Raw genomic sequence first — 15,351 nt, forward strand, 5'->3', positions numbered from 1 at the left:
CGCGCTCATCATAGCGAATGGCTATATCAGAATGATTTCATTAGAACAAGCTAAGCAGCTTGTTGATTTGTTGGAAAACGACAAACAACAAGAAGCCAATGAGCTGGTCATGATGATTCAAGGCGGCAACGAAAGTCGAGTACTTCAAGAAGTTGGGGCTCTGACTCGTGACCTGCACGATGCTTTAAAGGAATTCAGCATTGATACGCGTCTTAATGAGATTGCCAATGATGAAATCCCTGAAGCTCGCGACCGCTTAGAATACGTCATCAACAAGACGGAAATTTCTGCCAATACCACAATGGACGCGGTAGAACGTTGTCTGCCTATGGCGGACAATCTCCATGAATGTTTATTACAGGTTCGTCCACAGTGGAACGAGCTAATGCATGGCAGGCTTGAGCTAAAACAATTTAAAGACCTGTGTCATCGTATTGATGATCTACTTAGTCAGGTGGAAGGGGATGGTACCGAACTGCGTACTCAGCTCACCAACATCCTAATGGCGCAGGATTTTCAAGACCTTACTGGACAAATCATTCGCCGCGTCATCACTTTAGTCAGTGAAGTGGAAACGAGGCTGGTGGAAATCTTGAAAGTGTTCAGTGACGAACAACAACCAATAACAACAAAACCAAAGCAGGCACCAGTTGGCGTCGAGGGACCGATTATTAACCCTCATGAGAGAGACGATGCCGTCTCTTCGCAAGACGAAGTCGATGATTTGCTTTCGAGTCTTGGGTTTTAGGGGTGGACAATGAGCTACGAATTAGATGAAGAGATTCTACAGGATTTTCTAGTAGAAGCGGGTGAGATACTCGAGTTGCTTTCAGAGCAGCTAGTCGAACTAGAGAACAACCCTGAAGATAAAGATCTTTTGAATGCGATATTTAGAGGTTTCCATACCGTAAAAGGTGGCGCGGGATTTCTAGCATTAACTGAACTTGTTGATACCTGTCATGGTGCGGAAAACGTCTTCGATATCCTTCGAAACGGCCAGCGCTCAGTGAGTGCTGGTCTAATGGATACTATGCTTAAAGCGTTAGACACCGTTAACCATCAGTTCCAATCAGTTCAGAACATGGCTCCGATTGAACCAGCCGATCCTGCACTACTAGAGGAACTTCATCGCCTAAGTAAGCCAGAGTCCGCAGATGAGGCCGTAGCTCCTAAGGTTGAAATCCCAGAACCTCCGACCGTCTCTGAGCCAGAGCTCAGCGTAGTTGAATCTTCAACGGTGGCGCAAGGCGACTCCATCGATGATATTACTCAAGATGAGTTTGAGCGTCTTCTAGATGAGCTTCATGGCAAGGGGAGTGGCCCGAGTAAAGTTGCGGCTGCGCCTGCCATCTCTGCGGTGGATAGCGCGCCTGTTGCGCCAGCGGAACTTAGCTCGTCAGACATTACGGACGATGAATTCGAAAAACTGTTAGACGAACTACATGGTGTTGGGAAGGGACCTTCTGCGGCAGATATTGCCCCGGCAGTGACACCTGTAGCTGCCTCTAATCCAGAGGTTAAAGAGACACCAGCAGGGTCTGACAGCGGTGATTTGATGACGGACGAAGAGTTCGAGAAACTGCTGGATGAACTGCATGGTGTTGGTAAGGGTCCTTCTCCAGATGAACTGGATGTAGCAACAAAACCTGCATCTCAAAACGTTGCACCAGCGACGATCGAGCCTAAAGTAGCAGAACCTGCCAAAGCGGCGGCCCCCGCTGTTGCGCCAGCCCCAGAAAAATCCTTACCAGCGGAAAGCAAGAACACGGCTGTGCAGGTCAAGAAACCACAGGCCGAAGCAACAGTGCGTGTTGATACTTCAACACTGGATACCATCATGAACATGGTTGGTGAGCTGGTGTTGGTTCGTAACCGCTTGGTAAGTCTTGGTCTCAACAGTAATGATGAAGAGATGTCTAAAGCAGTCTCCAATCTCGATGTTGTGACTGCAGATCTGCAAGGTGCGGTAATGAAAACCCGCATGCAGCCTATTAAGAAAGTATTCGGTCGCTTCCCACGAGTGGTAAGAGACTTGGCGCGTAGCCTTAACAAGGACATTGTTCTTGAAATGCAAGGTGAAGATACCGACCTCGATAAGAACTTAGTAGAAGCCCTAGCGGATCCACTGATTCACTTGGTTCGAAACTCGGTTGACCATGGTGTGGAGATGCCAGATGTTCGTGAACAGTCAGGTAAATCTCGCACGGGTAAGATAACCCTTTCTGCCTCTCAAGAAGGTGACCATATCGAACTTGCCATTATTGATGATGGTGGTGGTATGGACCCTGAGAAGCTACGAGCTATCGCAGTAAAACGTGGCATGATGGACGAGGACGCAGCCTCTCGTCTGACCGACAAAGAGTGCTTTAATCTTATCTTTATGCCGGGCTTCTCCAGCAAAGAAAAGATCTCGGATATATCGGGTCGTGGCGTAGGTATGGATGTGGTGAAGACTGCCATTAATACCTTAAACGGCTCTATCGATATTGACTCAGAACTCGGTAAAGGCACCAAAATTACCATTAAAGTTCCGCTCACATTAGCGATACTTCCAACCTTAATGGTGGGCGTGGGAGGTAATCCATTTGCACTGCCTTTGGCAAGCGTGAACGAAATTTTCCACCTAGATTTAAGCCGTACCAATGTGGTTGATGGTCAATTGACGATCATTGTTCGTGATAAGTCTATTCCTCTGTTCTATCTGCAAAACTGGCTCGCACCACACGCGGGTCGCGCTGAGCAGCGTACGGGTCATGGGCATGTGGTCATCGTTCAGATAGGCAGCCAGCGTGTTGGCTTTGTTGTGGATACTTTGATCGGCCAAGAAGAAGTGGTGATTAAACCGCTAGATAGCCTATTACAAGGTACGCCGGGCATGGCAGGCGCAACAATTACTAGTGATGGTCACATCGCATTGATATTAGACGTACCTGACTTACTTAAGCAGTACGCAGCGGCATCGCGTATCTAATTTAGGGAAGTCTATGTCACTTAAAGTACTCGTCGTCGACGACTCAAGTTTTTTCCGCAGACGTGTTAGCGATATTATTAATGCAGCACCTCGATTAGAAGTGGTTGATGTTGCTGTGAATGGCAAAGAGGCAGTCGAAAAGGCACTGTCTCTGAAACCCGATGTGATCACTATGGATATAGAGATGCCAGTTATGGATGGCATCTCTGCGGTACGTGAGATCATGGCGTCTCAACCAACCCCAATACTTATGTTCTCGTCTTTGACGCATGAAGGCGCCAAAGCGACCTTAGATGCATTGGAAGCTGGTGCTTTAGATTTCTTACCAAAGAAATTTGAAGATATTGCGCGCAACAAAGACGAAGCTGTCAGCCTATTGCAGCAACGTGTGCAGCAAATTGCTAGCCGTCGCGCGTTGTTGCGCAGAACTCCTATTCGTCCAATATCAAGACCAGCGGGCACATTATCATCGAGAACAGCCGCTTCACGTGTCGAACCTTCAGTGAGTGCTGTAAAGGCCACCGCGCCAGCCGCACGGTTTCGTGCCAGTGGTAAGTCGTATCAGTTGACAGCGATCGGAACTTCAACGGGCGGGCCAGTCGCTCTGCAAAAGATCTTAACCAAGTTACCTGTTAATTATCCCCACCCGATTCTACTTGTACAGCATATGCCAGCGACGTTTACGGCAGCGTTTGCAGCACGCTTAAACTCTCTTTGCCAAATTACGGTCAAAGAAGCGGCGGATGGCGATATGTTGCAACCAGGTGTTGCCTATTTGGCGCCAGGCGGAATGCAGATGATGCTCGAAGGACGTCCTGGTAATACCAAGATCCGCATCATTGATGGTGGCGAACGCATGAATTACAAACCCTGTGTTGATGTCACCTTTGGTTCTGCCGCTAAGATCTATCAAGACAAAGTGTTGTCGATGATATTAACTGGAATGGGTGCAGATGGTAGAGAAGGCGCTCGTATGCTCAAAGCTGCAGGGTCAACGATTTGGGCACAAGACGAAGAGTCTTGCGTGGTTTATGGCATGCCTCAGGCTGTAGCGAAAGCAGGTATTTCGACGGAAGACCTGCCGTTGGAGCGCATCGCCGAACGTATTTTAGTAGAGCTCAAGAGGCACTAGCTATGATTGTTTGGAGTGTGGCTAACCAAAAAGGTGGAGTGGGCAAAACCACCACCACGATAACGTTGGCAGGGCTATTGAGCCAAAAGGGGCATCGAGTCTTATTGATCGATACCGACCCTCATGCATCATTGACCACTTATCTGGGTATGGATTCAGACGAGCTGACTCATAGCTTGTTTGATTTGTTCCAACTGAAAGAATTCAGTGAGACACGTGTTAAAGCCTTAATTCACCAGACCGAGATAGATAATATTGATATTTTGCCAGCTCATATGTCGCTGGCGACACTCGACCGCGTTATGGGCAATCGCAGTGGCATGGGACTTATCTTAAAGCGCGCATTATTGGCACTTCGTGATGAGTACGATTATGTGTTGATAGACTGCCCACCAATATTAGGTGTGATGATGGTCAATGCGTTGGCGGCGAGTGATAGAATTTTAATCCCAGTACAGACCGAGTTTTTGGCTATGAAAGGGCTGGAAAGAATGGTGCGTACGTTGGCTATCATGCAGAAATCACGTCAACGCCCATTCAAAGTAACGATTGTCCCTACCATGTATGACAAACGGACTCGGGCATCTTTGCAAACACTCACCCAGCTTAAACACGATTATCCATCGCAAGTTTGGAGCTCTGCGGTACCTATCGATACCAAATTTAGAGACGCAAGTCTTAAGCACTTACCTGCGTCGCATTTTGCCGCTGGAAGTCGTGGCGTATTTGCCTATAAGCAGTTGCTGATTTATTTAGAAAGGTTGGCTCAAGATGAAAGCTGATGCAGCTCCCCTCTCAAGCGAACAAGCGCTAGACGATTACTTTACGTCATTATTAGGGCTAGAAGATGGCCTTGAATTTGATAGTGGTGAGTCTGAGCCAATCGAATTGAGTGAACCAGTTTCTGTTGTTGAAGTATCAGAAGCTGAGGCTTCTATTGAGCAGCAGGGTTCACAATCTACTTGGCAACCTGAGCCTCAACTACAACTTAGTCAATCAAAAGAAGTTGCACGCACTTACGACGAACTTATCGCGGAAGCTGAAGAGCCTGATCTACAACACCTTGAGAAGCTGTTTAGTGGGTTGCAGCACCAGTCAGAAACCCAAGCAACTGAAGAGTCAATAGTTGCTGAGCCAAACATAGCCGTTCAGGTAGAGTCAGAACAAATTGCTGCTGAAGCAGCAACAGAAGAAATTCAATCGTGGGATCTAGAAGAAACTTCGGATGTAATTAGTGATATTAAAGTTGATTCTGAGATTGCCGATACAGTTGATGTAGAACTGGTTACCGCAGATGGTAGGTCGGGTGAGCAGAACATTTGGCAAAATGGCGAGCGTACTGAAGGTTTTCAGGTGCTGTATTTTGATGTCAATGGTATGACGTTTGCCGTGCCTTTGGATGAGCTTGGGGGTATCCACCAGATTGGTGCGCTAAACCATTTGATTGGCAAACCTGCTTGGTATCTGGGGCTGCAGTCGAGTCGCGATAGTCAACTTGATGTGGTTGATACGGCTATGTGGGTAATGCCTGATGTTCTTAATGACGATAGTTACAAAGATGCCTATGAGTATATTGTGATGTTAGGTGAGAGCCATTGGGGACTGGCGTCTACAGAGCTTAAAGGTACTGAGCTACTTCAACCAGAAGCGGTGCGCTGGAGAGAAAAATCCGGTAAGCGTCCTTGGCTTGCTGGGATGGTAAAAGAACAAATGTGTGCGTTAGTTCATGTGTCTGAGCTAATTGACATGCTTAATGCTGGATTAGATGTTAAATCGGTACAGTAAACAACAAAATTAATGCTATTTGCTTCCGCTTTCATTATGAAGCAAGGCAGAAATGAATTGAGAGGAAGACTATGTCTCAAACGATGGATGTTGAACTAAGAAAAGATCAAGCTAACGATGAAGTGCTGCAATGGGTGACGTTTCAGTTAGAAGAAGAAACCTACGGCATCAATGTTATGCAAGTTCGAGAAGTACTTCGTTATACAGAGATAGCGCCTGTACCTGGAGCACCAGACTACGTTTTGGGCATTATTAACCTCCGTGGCAACGTGGTCACGGTGATTGATACTCGTTCACGTTTTGGCTTGATGCCTGGTGAAATCACGGATAATACTCGTATCATTGTTATCGAATCTGAACGCCAAGTTATTGGTATTCTAGTCGATAGTGTGGCTGAAGTGGTTTATCTGCGCTCTTCTGAAATTGATACAACGCCAAGTGTTGGTACAGATGAAAGCGCGAAGTTCATTCAAGGGGTGAGCAACCGTGAAGGTAAATTGTTGATTCTTGTTGACCTTAATAAACTGCTCTCTGAAGATGAGTGGGATGAAATGGCTTATCTATAATGATTGACTCTGTGTCTTTGATGTCACCACTGCTATGGGGAGCGGTGGCATTAGCAATTATTCTCTTTGTATGGTTGGTGAAGGTTCATCGTGGCCTGAATCTACATAAGGCACATGCTCGCCAGCAAAAGCGAGCGCTGGAGAAAGATGTAGAAAAATGCAATAAACAGCTTCTTGAAGTACGTTCGGTGTTAGTTGGACTTGGTCAGAAAGTATCTGAACAAGAAGAAATTATAGCTCACCTAACCGAGCGTATTATCGAGCTGGAAAATGTCGATAGTGACGGTCGTTTGTACACTCGTGCTAACAAAATGGTCAAACTGGGCGCGGATATCAACGAGCTTATCGAAGAGTGCGAACTTCCAAAGGCAGAAGCAGAGCTGATGCTCTCCCTGCAGAACAAAATTGCCGGCAAAGAAAAAGTGCCGCCTTTACACAAGGCAAAGCAACCTGTCCGAGCACCCGCCAGTAAAGGTTATCCCTCCCTTAAAAAGAGTAGATAGGCGTTACAGAACATCAATAACTCATTGATGTCCTTGTTCTATTTTAATAACAACGTTAACAATTCTTTACCTTTTTCTAGTCGTCATAGGTGTACGGTTTGCTATTCTATGGTTCGGCATGATATGACAAATTAAGAAAATATCTACCACTTTGTGGGTATATATTTCGTTTTAAGAACAGTAATTTATAGTTTCTTACCAAGTTTCGTGAAGCGAGTTTGATCATTATCGTTTAACGCTATTTTAGCTATGGTAAGATGGACGCCCTGTCGAACCAGTACGTAAATGAATGTTAGAAGTAACAAAATTAACAGCGATTCGCGATGACCGCGTATTATTTGAGAATTTATCTTTTTCTTTACAATTAGGCGATCTCGTACAGATTGAGGGCCGAAACGGTACCGGTAAAACCACGCTGATGCGTATTGTTGCTGGACTGGGAGATAAAGAAGAAGGTGAGATCAAATGGAACGGTGAAAAAATCGAATCCAGTCGGGAAGATTATCACCAATCTTTGTTGTTTCTAGGACACCAAACTGGCGTCAAACGCGATCTGACCGCGTTCGAAAATCTAAAGTTTTATCAGTCTATTCATGCTCCTGACACATCGACGGAACAGATTTTTTCTGCGTTAACCCAAGTCGGCCTTGCTGGTCGAGAAGATGTACCTGTTGCTCAACTTTCTGCAGGTCAACAACGCAGAGTAGCGTTGGCGCGTCTTTGGCTCAGTAAGCAACCATTGTGGATTTTGGATGAACCACTGACTGCGATCGATAAGCAGGGTGTTAAAGTGCTAGAAGATCTATTTCTCAACCATGCGGAACAGGGCGGTATCGTATTGTTAACGACTCACCAAGATATGTTTAGCGACAATCCTAAACTTAAAAAGATCAAACTTGGAGAGTAGTATGATTGCGTCCATGATGAAAATAATCCGTCGAGAGCTACTCATTGCGTTTCGTCGTCAAGCCGATATTTTCAATCCACTATGGTTTTTCATCATAGTGATTACTCTTTTTCCATTAAGTATCGGACCTGAGCCAAACTTACTGGCGCGTATTGCTGCTGGTATTGTGTGGGTAGCCGCTTTGCTTTCTGCACTTTTGTCATTGGAGCGACTGTTTAAAGATGACTTCCAAGATGGATCTCTTGAACAGATGATGCTCATGCCTATTCCCCTACAACTGGTTGTTATAGCTAAAATTATCGCTCACTGGTTGCTGACAGGGCTGCCTCTTATCATTATTAGTCCACTGCTGGCGATTTTGCTATCACTGGACGCAAATACATGGATTGCTGTCGTCTTAACTTTATTGGTGGGGACACCTACCTTGAGTTTTATAGGCGCTATCGGTGTTGCATTGACCGTTGGGTTGCAAAAAGGTGGGGTGCTGCTGAGTTTGCTCGTATTGCCTCTCTATATTCCTATTCTAATATTTGCTACCTCTGCGATTGATGCTGCATCATTGGGTGTTGCGTATAATGGTCAGTTAGCTTTGCTAGCTGCTATGTTAGCCGGAGCAATGACTCTGACTCCGTTTGCTATCAGTGCCGCACTAAGAGTTAGCGTAAACTAAAAATATACCACGCTTACATTGCCGATTCGGCGATGAGAGAAATGTCGTCAAAGAGTGAGAAACACTATGTGGAAATGGCTCCATCCTTATGCCAAACCCGAAACCACTTACCAATTGTGCGGTAAGCTTTTACCATGGTTTGCCACGATAGCATTACTATGTCTATCCATCGGCACCGTCTGGGGACTTGCTTTTGCACCTTCAGACTATCAACAAGGTGATAGCTTCCGTATTATCTATATTCACGTCCCTTCTGCAATTTGGTCTATGGGCGTGTATATGTCGATGGCGATTTCGGCATTTATTGGTCTAGTGTGGCAGGTTAAGTTGTCTAACTTAGCGGCTCTGGCGATGGCGCCAATTGGTGCGGTCTACACCTTCATCGCGCTGTTAACAGGTGCAGTGTGGGGCAAGCCTATGTGGGGTGCATGGTGGGTCTGGGATGCTCGTCTGACGTCAGAACTGATTCTTCTATTCCTTTATTTAGGTGTCATTGCGCTTTACCACGCTTTTGATGATCAAAAAACGGCAGCAAAAGCAGCGGGTATTCTTGCCATAGTAGGTGTGATTAACCTCCCTATAATCCATTTCTCTGTGGAGTGGTGGAACACGCTACATCAAGGCGCGACAATTACTAAGTTCGCTAAACCTTCGATTTCCAGCGACATGCTGTGGCCACTACTATTGAATATTTTCGGATTTGCCTTCTTCTTTGGAGCTGTGACGATGATTCGTTTACGTAATGAGATCATCAATAAAGAGGGGCACCGTCCGTGGGTGATCAAACTGGCTGAACAAGCCAAGCAAAGAGGTTAGATATTATGCATTTTGAATCTTTAGGTGACTTTTTTGCTATGGGAGGTTATGCCTCCTATGTTTGGAGTGCATTTGGCATCACCTTTTTGTCCATGATTATTCTTCTTGTGACTAGCGTGTCACGAGGAAAAAAACTACTTAAAGACGTTCAAGCTAAAGTCGATAGGCAGGCGCGTATCGAAGCAGCGAAAAATATGGAGAACACTCTATGAACCCAAGGCGTAAGAAAAGGCTCGGCATTATTCTGGCCATTTTCATTGGTATCGGTGCGACTGTTGGCTTGATCATTTATGCACTTAATCAAAACATGGATCTGTTCTATACACCAACGGAATTGGTGAATGGTAAGAAAGACGGCTCAAAACCTGAAATTGGCCAACGCCTGCGTATTGGTGGAATGGTGGTTGCAGGTTCGGTAAGTCGTGATACAGAATCACTGCGCGTCAGCTTCGATTTAGCTGATGTCGGTCCTAAGGTGACAGTGGTTTATGATGGTATTCTTCCTGACTTGTTCCGTGAAGGGCAGGGCATTGTTGCTCAAGGAGTACTAGTGGAGCCTACTAAGATTGAGGCTTTTGAAGTACTAGCTAAGCACGATGAAGAATACATGCCGCCTGAAGTAGCAGAAGCTATGAAGAAGACGCATGAACCACTGCAATATTCTCAAGAACAGAAACAAGGAAGCGGTCAATGATTGCTGAAATTGGTCACTTTGCACTGATACTCTCGTTGAGTTTATCAGTGCTACTCAGTATTTTGCCGCTCATAGGCGCATCGAAAAACAACACATTGCTGATGAACACGGCAAGGCCTCTCTCTTGGGGTATGTTCATTATGCTACTGTTGTCCTTTGTTATTCTCGAGTGGGCGTTTTACGTTAACGACTTTACGTTGCAGTATGTGGCGAACAACTCGAATACTCAGTTGCCTTGGTACTACCGTCTAACGGCAGTATGGGGTGCTCACGAAGGCTCATTATTACTTTGGGTGTTGATTCAAGCGGCTTGGACCGTTGCTGTAGCTAGCTTTAGCCGTGGTATGCCTCAAGAGTCAGTCGCGCGAGTACTAGCAGTAATGGGCATGATCACAGTAGGTTTCTTACTGTTTATCATTGTTACTTCAAACCCATTTTTAAGAACATTACCTTTCTTCCCGGTTAATGGACGAGATCTCAACCCACTGTTGCAAGACCCTGGTTTGATCATCCACCCTCCAATGCTATATATGGGTTATGTTGGCTTCTCGGTTGCGTTCTCTTTTGCGATTGCATCATTGATGTCAGGTCGCTTGGATACTGCTTGGGCTCGCTGGTCTCGACCTTGGACAACCGCTGCATGGGTTTTCCTAACTCTAGGTATCGCACTAGGTTCATGGTGGGCATATTATGAGCTTGGCTGGGGCGGCTGGTGGTTCTGGGACCCAGTTGAAAATGCCTCGTTCATGCCTTGGTTAGCGGGTACCGCATTAATGCACTCGTTGGCAGTGACTGAAAAACGCGGCACGTTCAAAGCTTGGACGGTATTGTTGGCTATTTCTGCATTCTCTTTGAGTTTGTTGGGTACCTTCTTAGTACGTTCCGGCATTTTGGTCTCAGTACACGCATTTGCCTCCGATCCGTCGCGCGGTATGTTTATCCTTGGTTTCTTAGTATTCGTGATAGGTGGTTCATTACTGCTGTTTGCTTTGAAAGGAGCCTCGGTGAGAGTACGTGGTAACTTCGACTTGCTGTCACGTGAAAACGCGCTGTTGGGTAACAATGTTCTGTTGATGGCAGCACTCGTCGTGGTGCTTGTTGGTACTTTGCTACCACTTGTTCATAAACAGATTGGTTTGGGCTCGGTATCGATCGGTGCGCCATTCTTTAATATGTTGTTTACTTGGCTAATGGTGCCATTCGCGTTCCTACTGGGTATTGGCCCTCTGATTCGTTGGAAGCGTGACAAAATGTCGACGCTTATTAAGCCAATGGTCATCTCTGGTGTTATCTCACTTGCTTTCTCTGCGTTGATGGTAACCGTTTTGGCTGAATACTTTACAGGTCTCGCATTCCTTGGATGGTTGATGGCATCTTGGATCATTACCATGCATGGTTTTGAACTTTACGAGCGTGCAACTCACCGCCACAGTTTTGCTAAAGGCATTACTAAGCTACCTCGCAGCCACTGGGCGATGATGTTGGGTCACATCGGCTTAGCGGTAAGCGTGATTGGTATCGCTATGGTGCAAAACTATAGCATTGAGCGCGATGTGCGTTTAGCACCGGGTGAGCATTACCAGATTAATGACTACGATTTCTACTTCAAAGGTCTGCGTGACAAAGATGGCCCTAACTACGATGGTTATATCGCTGACTTTGAAATCACCAAAGATGGAAAATACATCAACACCCTTCATGCAGAAAAGCGTTTCTATCGCACTGCTAAGTCTATGATGACTGAAGCCGCTATAGATCGTGGAGTGACTCGTGACTTGTATATTGCGATGGGTGAGCGTCTAGATGATGGTAAGTCATGGGCAGTTCGTATCTACCACAAACCGTTTGTTCGTTGGATTTGGTTAGGTGCACTGATTATGTCTATCGGTGGTGCATTAGCTATCAGTGATAAACGTTACCGTTTCAGAAAGACAGCGAAGGCGGAAGGAGACGCATAATGAATAAGAAGATCCTATTTATTCCTTTAGTCGCATTTCTAATTCTGGTGTCGGTCTTTGCCGTTCAGCTAGGGCGTAACCAGGCTGGGGACGATCCTACCAAGCTAGAATCGGTGCTGATTGGCAAACACGTTCCAGAGTTTCGTTTAGAAGATCTTGCCCAGCCTGGAAAGCTATACAATCAGGATATCTTCAAAGGTGAGCCTTTACTGCTTAATGTTTGGGCCACATGGTGCCCAACTTGTTATGCCGAGCACCAGTATCTCAATGAGCTTGCGGGGAATGGCGTAAAAATCATCGGTTTGAACTACAAAGATCAACGTAACAAAGCGATTCAATGGCTTAATGAGTTGGGTAATCCTTACTTGATTAGCCTGTTCGATGGTGATGGTATGCTAGGTTTAGATTTAGGGGTTTACGGTGCGCCTGAAACCTTCTTAATCGATGCTAATGGTGTGATTCGTTACCGTCACGTTGGTGATGTGAACGCTCGTAACTGGAGTGAGAAACTTCAGCCTCTATATCAGCAAATGTTAGAGGAGGCGAAAAAATGAAAAAGTGGTTAATCGCTCTAGCTTCTTCATTAGTGCTCGCGTTGGCAGCTAATGCTGCAATTGAAGTTCATGAGTTTGACTCGTTAGAACAGGAAAACCAGTTCAAAGAGCTAAACCACACGCTGCGTTGCCCTAAGTGTCAAAACAATACTATAGGTGACTCTAATGCCGAGCTTGCTGTAGACCTTCGTCAGAAAGTCTATGAGATGACCAAAGAAGGTAAATCTAAGCAAGGGATTATCGACTATATGATCGCTCGCTACGGTAACTTTGTGACTTATAATCCACCGCTGACATTCGCAACGGCGATCCTCTGGGTTGGCCCGTTATTTGTTGTGGTGTTCGGTTTTGGTCTGATTGTGATGCGCAGTCGTAAGAACCGCGCTAAGCAAACTGAACAAGCAGGCAGCGAGTGGAGCGATGAAAAAGAAGCTCAACTGAAAGCGTTGCTGGATGAAAAAGAGACTGGAGATAAGCAATAATGACACTTTTTTGGATATCAACAGTCGGTCTTGTTGTCGTTGCAATCGCACTGCTGGCAATCACTCTTAGCAGTAAGAAAGCCAACAACGATGAACAGCTTCGTGATGAATTAAACAAGGCATTCTATAAAGATCGTCTTTCTGAGTTGGAAGTGGAAAACGAAGAAGGCTTGGTAGAGAACCAACAAGACTTAATCGATGACCTTAAACAATCACTGCTTGACGATATTCCACAACAGCAGCAACAAACCGAGAAATTCAATATTTCGCCAATGGCGATATTGATTCCTTCTGTTGCTTTGGTTGTGATCTTGACTTACGGCATGTATATGCATTTTGGTGCGTCAACCAAGGTGAAAAATTGGCAAGAAGTCACGGCTAATCTTCCTGAATTGTCGAAGAAGCTGATGGCGGGCTCTGCTGAGCCAATGACTGAAGATGAGATGCAAGATCTTACTTTGGCATTGCGTACGCGTTTGCACTACCAAAAAGACGATGCAACGGGCTGGTTGCTGTTAGGTCGAATCGCCCTTGCAAATCGCGACGTGACAACCGCAACAGACGCGATGGAAAAAGCCTATCGCTTAACGCCTAATGATGCAGATGTTAAGTTAGGTTACGCTCAAGCTCTGATGATGTCTCAAGATGAAATGGACAATAATCGTGCAAGAAGCCTTCTTACTAGCCTGATTCAAGAAGAGTATGTTGATCTTCGAGTGTTCTCGCTATTGGCATTTGATGCATTTGAGCGAGAAGATTTCCCTGGCGCTATTCGTTACTGGTCGATTATGCAGAAAATGATTGGTCCAGAAGACAGCCGCTATGAAATGCTTTCTCGAAGCATTGAGAGTGCCAAAGCGCGTATGGGTGAGCCGATTGTTCAAGGTAAGTCAGTGGCGGTGACGATTTCACTAAGCCCTGATGCTCGTATCCCAGATGATGCAGCACTAATCGTCTCAGTACATCCAGCCGACGGTTCGCCAATGCCAGTTGCGGCAGCGCGATATCCGCTAGGCACTTTCCCACGCACTGTTGTTTTGGATGATAACAACAGCATGATGGAAGGGCGTAAGCTATCAAGTTTAGATGGCCTTATTGTGAGAGTTCGTATCGACAGTGATGGTAATGTTGCTACTCGTGATGGCGATTGGTTTGGTGAAAGCCAGCCTGCTAAATTAGGTGATACCGTGGAGGTGTCTATTAATCAGCAGTACTAATGCCTATAACACATAGTCATACTGATTAATAAATATTGGCCTAGATTGTTGCTTTAACTAGCCTGTGTAGTTGCATACCGCTATACTCATTACTAGTGGTTATAACAACAATCTAGAGCTTAATTCCTAATTATCAAAGTATTAGGATAGAAAAATACGAATCTGCTCAGATTGTCATGGCTTATGGATGAGGTTATGCAGTCAGCATCAACCGGCAAAAAGATAACTCTTTTTGCCGTTTTTGTTTCTTGCGTATTTCTGTTTGGTTGCTCTTCATCTCCTGAAGAAATCCAGCCAATAGAAAGCCAAGAGACAACGACGACTTTGGATTCTAGCTCAAGTGAGTCCAGCGATCTGCAAGTCGAGAACAGTGAACAACAACCTGACAATGATACGACTCAGGTTGGCACCGATGTCTATGACCCCTTCGAGAGCTTTAACCGAGCAATGTGGGCGATTAACTATGACTATTTAGACCCCTATTTTGTGCGTCCCGTCTCTCTCGCCTATGTCAACTACACGCCTGACCCGGTCAGACTAGGTGTACGTAACTTCCTAGCGAACCTTGACGAGCCGTTTAGCGCTGTAAACAATGCTGTTATGGGGAACGGCGGCAAGGCGCTGGATCACTTCAATCGCTTTTGGATAAACAGTACGTTAGGTTTATTAGGCTTTATTGATATCGCGTCTGCGGCCGGTATTGAAAAGCGAGATAAAAAAGAGTTCGGTGATGCAATTGGGCATTATGGAGTCGGTACGGGCCCATACTTTATGATACCGGGTTACGGACCGATTACCTTGCGTGAAGGTGCGGATGTAGTAGATGGATTATATCCGCCAATATCTTTCTTAAACTTCTGGGCTAGCTTTGGCAAGTGGGCCTTGGAAGGAATGGAAAAACGCGCGCTAGTCGTCCCTCAAGAAGCAACACTCGAACAGTCACCAGATCCTTATTCTCTTACTCGGGATATTTATATCCAACGTCAGAACTACAAAGCAGAAGTAGTGGATGATGAAGTGGATGCGGAGGAAGAAGCTTATATTGATGACTACTTGGAGGATTTTGAGTAGCCTTCGGTCGGTACCATCGTCATTC

Annotated in this window: 17 protein-coding genes; all 17 read left to right on the plus strand. The window is 45.7% G+C overall.

Annotation, left to right across the window (positions count from 1 at the left end; all coding sequences use genetic code 11):
• The first annotated feature begins 31 nt into the window (after positions 1–31).
• The 17 genes from HW45_RS20710 (at position 32) to HW45_RS20790 (ending at position 15,326) form a co-directional block, all read left to right on the plus strand.
• Positions 32–748 (plus strand): protein phosphatase CheZ, encoded by a 717-nt coding sequence (locus HW45_RS20710; protein WP_006069981.1) that lies wholly within the window; start codon positions 32–34, stop codon positions 746–748.
• Between the two features lie 9 nt (positions 749–757).
• The gene (locus HW45_RS20715; protein WP_038229383.1) at positions 758–2,971 is read left to right on the plus strand and encodes a chemotaxis protein CheA; all 2,214 of its coding nucleotides are present in this window, start codon (positions 758–760) and stop codon (positions 2,969–2,971) included.
• Between the two features lie 13 nt (positions 2,972–2,984).
• Positions 2,985–4,103, plus strand: a complete 1,119-nt coding sequence (locus HW45_RS20720; protein WP_038229385.1) for a protein-glutamate methylesterase/protein-glutamine glutaminase — start codon at positions 2,985–2,987, stop codon at positions 4,101–4,103.
• A 2-nt stretch (positions 4,104–4,105) separates the two neighbouring features.
• On the plus strand, positions 4,106–4,885 hold the full coding sequence (locus tag HW45_RS20725; RefSeq protein ID WP_038229387.1) for a ParA family protein: 780 nt from the start codon (positions 4,106–4,108) through the stop codon (positions 4,883–4,885).
• A complete protein-coding gene (locus HW45_RS20730) occupies positions 4,875–5,888 on the plus strand; it encodes a chemotaxis protein CheW (RefSeq protein WP_038229388.1) in 1,014 nt (337 codons plus the stop codon). The genes HW45_RS20725 and HW45_RS20730 overlap by 11 nt, the downstream gene beginning before the upstream one ends.
• Positions 5,889–5,959: 71 nt before the next feature.
• Entirely contained in the window at positions 5,960–6,454 is a 495-nt protein-coding gene (locus tag HW45_RS20735; RefSeq protein WP_006069986.1) for a chemotaxis protein CheW, read from the plus strand.
• Positions 6,454–6,957 carry a DUF2802 domain-containing protein gene (locus tag HW45_RS20740; protein WP_038229389.1) on the plus strand — a complete coding sequence of 168 codons (504 nt, stop codon included), beginning with the start codon at positions 6,454–6,456 and terminating at the stop codon, positions 6,955–6,957. Before HW45_RS20735 ends, HW45_RS20740 begins: the two co-directional genes overlap by 1 nt.
• 289 nt (positions 6,958–7,246) lie before the next feature.
• Positions 7,247–7,864, plus strand: a complete 618-nt coding sequence (ccmA, locus tag HW45_RS20745) for a cytochrome c biogenesis heme-transporting ATPase CcmA (RefSeq protein WP_006069988.1) — start codon at positions 7,247–7,249, stop codon at positions 7,862–7,864.
• Between the two features lies 1 nt (position 7,865).
• On the plus strand, positions 7,866–8,534 hold the full coding sequence (gene ccmB / locus HW45_RS20750) for a heme exporter protein CcmB (RefSeq protein ID WP_038229390.1): 669 nt from the start codon (positions 7,866–7,868) through the stop codon (positions 8,532–8,534).
• A 66-nt stretch (positions 8,535–8,600) separates the two neighbouring features.
• On the plus strand, positions 8,601–9,350 hold the full coding sequence (locus HW45_RS20755) for a heme ABC transporter permease (protein WP_006069990.1): 750 nt from the start codon (positions 8,601–8,603) through the stop codon (positions 9,348–9,350).
• A 5-nt stretch (positions 9,351–9,355) separates the two neighbouring features.
• Positions 9,356–9,562 carry a heme exporter protein CcmD gene (ccmD, locus tag HW45_RS20760; protein ID WP_006069991.1) on the plus strand — a complete coding sequence of 69 codons (207 nt, stop codon included), beginning with the start codon at positions 9,356–9,358 and terminating at the stop codon, positions 9,560–9,562.
• Entirely contained in the window at positions 9,559–10,044 is a 486-nt protein-coding gene (gene ccmE / locus HW45_RS20765; protein WP_006069992.1) for a cytochrome c maturation protein CcmE, read from the plus strand. The genes ccmD and ccmE overlap by 4 nt, the downstream gene beginning before the upstream one ends.
• Entirely contained in the window at positions 10,041–12,002 is a 1,962-nt protein-coding gene (locus tag HW45_RS20770; RefSeq protein ID WP_038229391.1) for a heme lyase CcmF/NrfE family subunit, read from the plus strand. The genes ccmE and HW45_RS20770 overlap by 4 nt, the downstream gene beginning before the upstream one ends.
• The gene (locus HW45_RS20775) at positions 12,002–12,556 is read left to right on the plus strand and encodes a DsbE family thiol:disulfide interchange protein (RefSeq protein ID WP_038229392.1); all 555 of its coding nucleotides are present in this window, start codon (positions 12,002–12,004) and stop codon (positions 12,554–12,556) included. The genes HW45_RS20770 and HW45_RS20775 overlap by 1 nt, the downstream gene beginning before the upstream one ends.
• Positions 12,553–13,038, plus strand: coding sequence for a cytochrome c-type biogenesis protein (locus HW45_RS20780; RefSeq protein ID WP_038229394.1), 486 nt, complete (start codon positions 12,553–12,555; stop codon positions 13,036–13,038). Before HW45_RS20775 ends, HW45_RS20780 begins: the two co-directional genes overlap by 4 nt.
• The gene (gene ccmI / locus HW45_RS20785; protein ID WP_038229396.1) at positions 13,038–14,255 is read left to right on the plus strand and encodes a c-type cytochrome biogenesis protein CcmI; all 1,218 of its coding nucleotides are present in this window, start codon (positions 13,038–13,040) and stop codon (positions 14,253–14,255) included. Before HW45_RS20780 ends, ccmI begins: the two co-directional genes overlap by 1 nt.
• 195 nt (positions 14,256–14,450) lie before the next feature.
• On the plus strand, positions 14,451–15,326 hold the full coding sequence (locus HW45_RS20790) for an MlaA family lipoprotein (protein WP_038229398.1): 876 nt from the start codon (positions 14,451–14,453) through the stop codon (positions 15,324–15,326).
• Positions 15,327–15,351: the final 25 nt, after the last annotated feature.

The sequence above is a fragment of the Vibrio sp. ER1A genome, assembly GCF_000733315.1.
In the GTDB taxonomy this organism is placed as follows: domain Bacteria; phylum Pseudomonadota; class Gammaproteobacteria; order Enterobacterales; family Vibrionaceae; genus Vibrio; species Vibrio mediterranei.

Excerpts from the sequence above, each read along its gene's own strand:
- HW45_RS20710 (WP_006069981.1), top strand. The coding sequence starts at position 32 with ATGATTTCATTAGAACAAGCTAAGCAGCTTGTTGATTTGTTGGAAAAC.
- HW45_RS20715 (WP_038229383.1), top strand. The coding sequence starts at position 758 with ATGAGCTACGAATTAGATGAAGAGATTCTACAGGATTTTCTAGTAGAA.
- HW45_RS20720 (WP_038229385.1), top strand. The coding sequence starts at position 2,985 with ATGTCACTTAAAGTACTCGTCGTCGACGACTCAAGTTTTTTCCGCAGA.
- HW45_RS20725 (WP_038229387.1), top strand. The coding sequence starts at position 4,106 with ATGATTGTTTGGAGTGTGGCTAACCAAAAAGGTGGAGTGGGCAAAACC.
- HW45_RS20730 (WP_038229388.1), top strand. The coding sequence starts at position 4,875 with ATGAAAGCTGATGCAGCTCCCCTCTCAAGCGAACAAGCGCTAGACGAT.
- HW45_RS20735 (WP_006069986.1), top strand. The coding sequence starts at position 5,960 with ATGTCTCAAACGATGGATGTTGAACTAAGAAAAGATCAAGCTAACGAT.
- HW45_RS20740 (WP_038229389.1), top strand. The coding sequence starts at position 6,454 with ATGATTGACTCTGTGTCTTTGATGTCACCACTGCTATGGGGAGCGGTG.
- ccmA (WP_006069988.1), top strand. The coding sequence starts at position 7,247 with ATGTTAGAAGTAACAAAATTAACAGCGATTCGCGATGACCGCGTATTA.
- ccmB (WP_038229390.1), top strand. The coding sequence starts at position 7,866 with ATGATTGCGTCCATGATGAAAATAATCCGTCGAGAGCTACTCATTGCG.
- HW45_RS20755 (WP_006069990.1), top strand. The coding sequence starts at position 8,601 with ATGTGGAAATGGCTCCATCCTTATGCCAAACCCGAAACCACTTACCAA.
- ccmD (WP_006069991.1), top strand. The coding sequence starts at position 9,356 with ATGCATTTTGAATCTTTAGGTGACTTTTTTGCTATGGGAGGTTATGCC.
- ccmE (WP_006069992.1), top strand. The coding sequence starts at position 9,559 with ATGAACCCAAGGCGTAAGAAAAGGCTCGGCATTATTCTGGCCATTTTC.
- HW45_RS20770 (WP_038229391.1), top strand. The coding sequence starts at position 10,041 with ATGATTGCTGAAATTGGTCACTTTGCACTGATACTCTCGTTGAGTTTA.
- HW45_RS20775 (WP_038229392.1), top strand. The coding sequence starts at position 12,002 with ATGAATAAGAAGATCCTATTTATTCCTTTAGTCGCATTTCTAATTCTG.
- HW45_RS20780 (WP_038229394.1), top strand. The coding sequence starts at position 12,553 with ATGAAAAAGTGGTTAATCGCTCTAGCTTCTTCATTAGTGCTCGCGTTG.
- ccmI (WP_038229396.1), top strand. The coding sequence starts at position 13,038 with ATGACACTTTTTTGGATATCAACAGTCGGTCTTGTTGTCGTTGCAATC.
- HW45_RS20790 (WP_038229398.1), top strand. The coding sequence starts at position 14,451 with ATGCAGTCAGCATCAACCGGCAAAAAGATAACTCTTTTTGCCGTTTTT.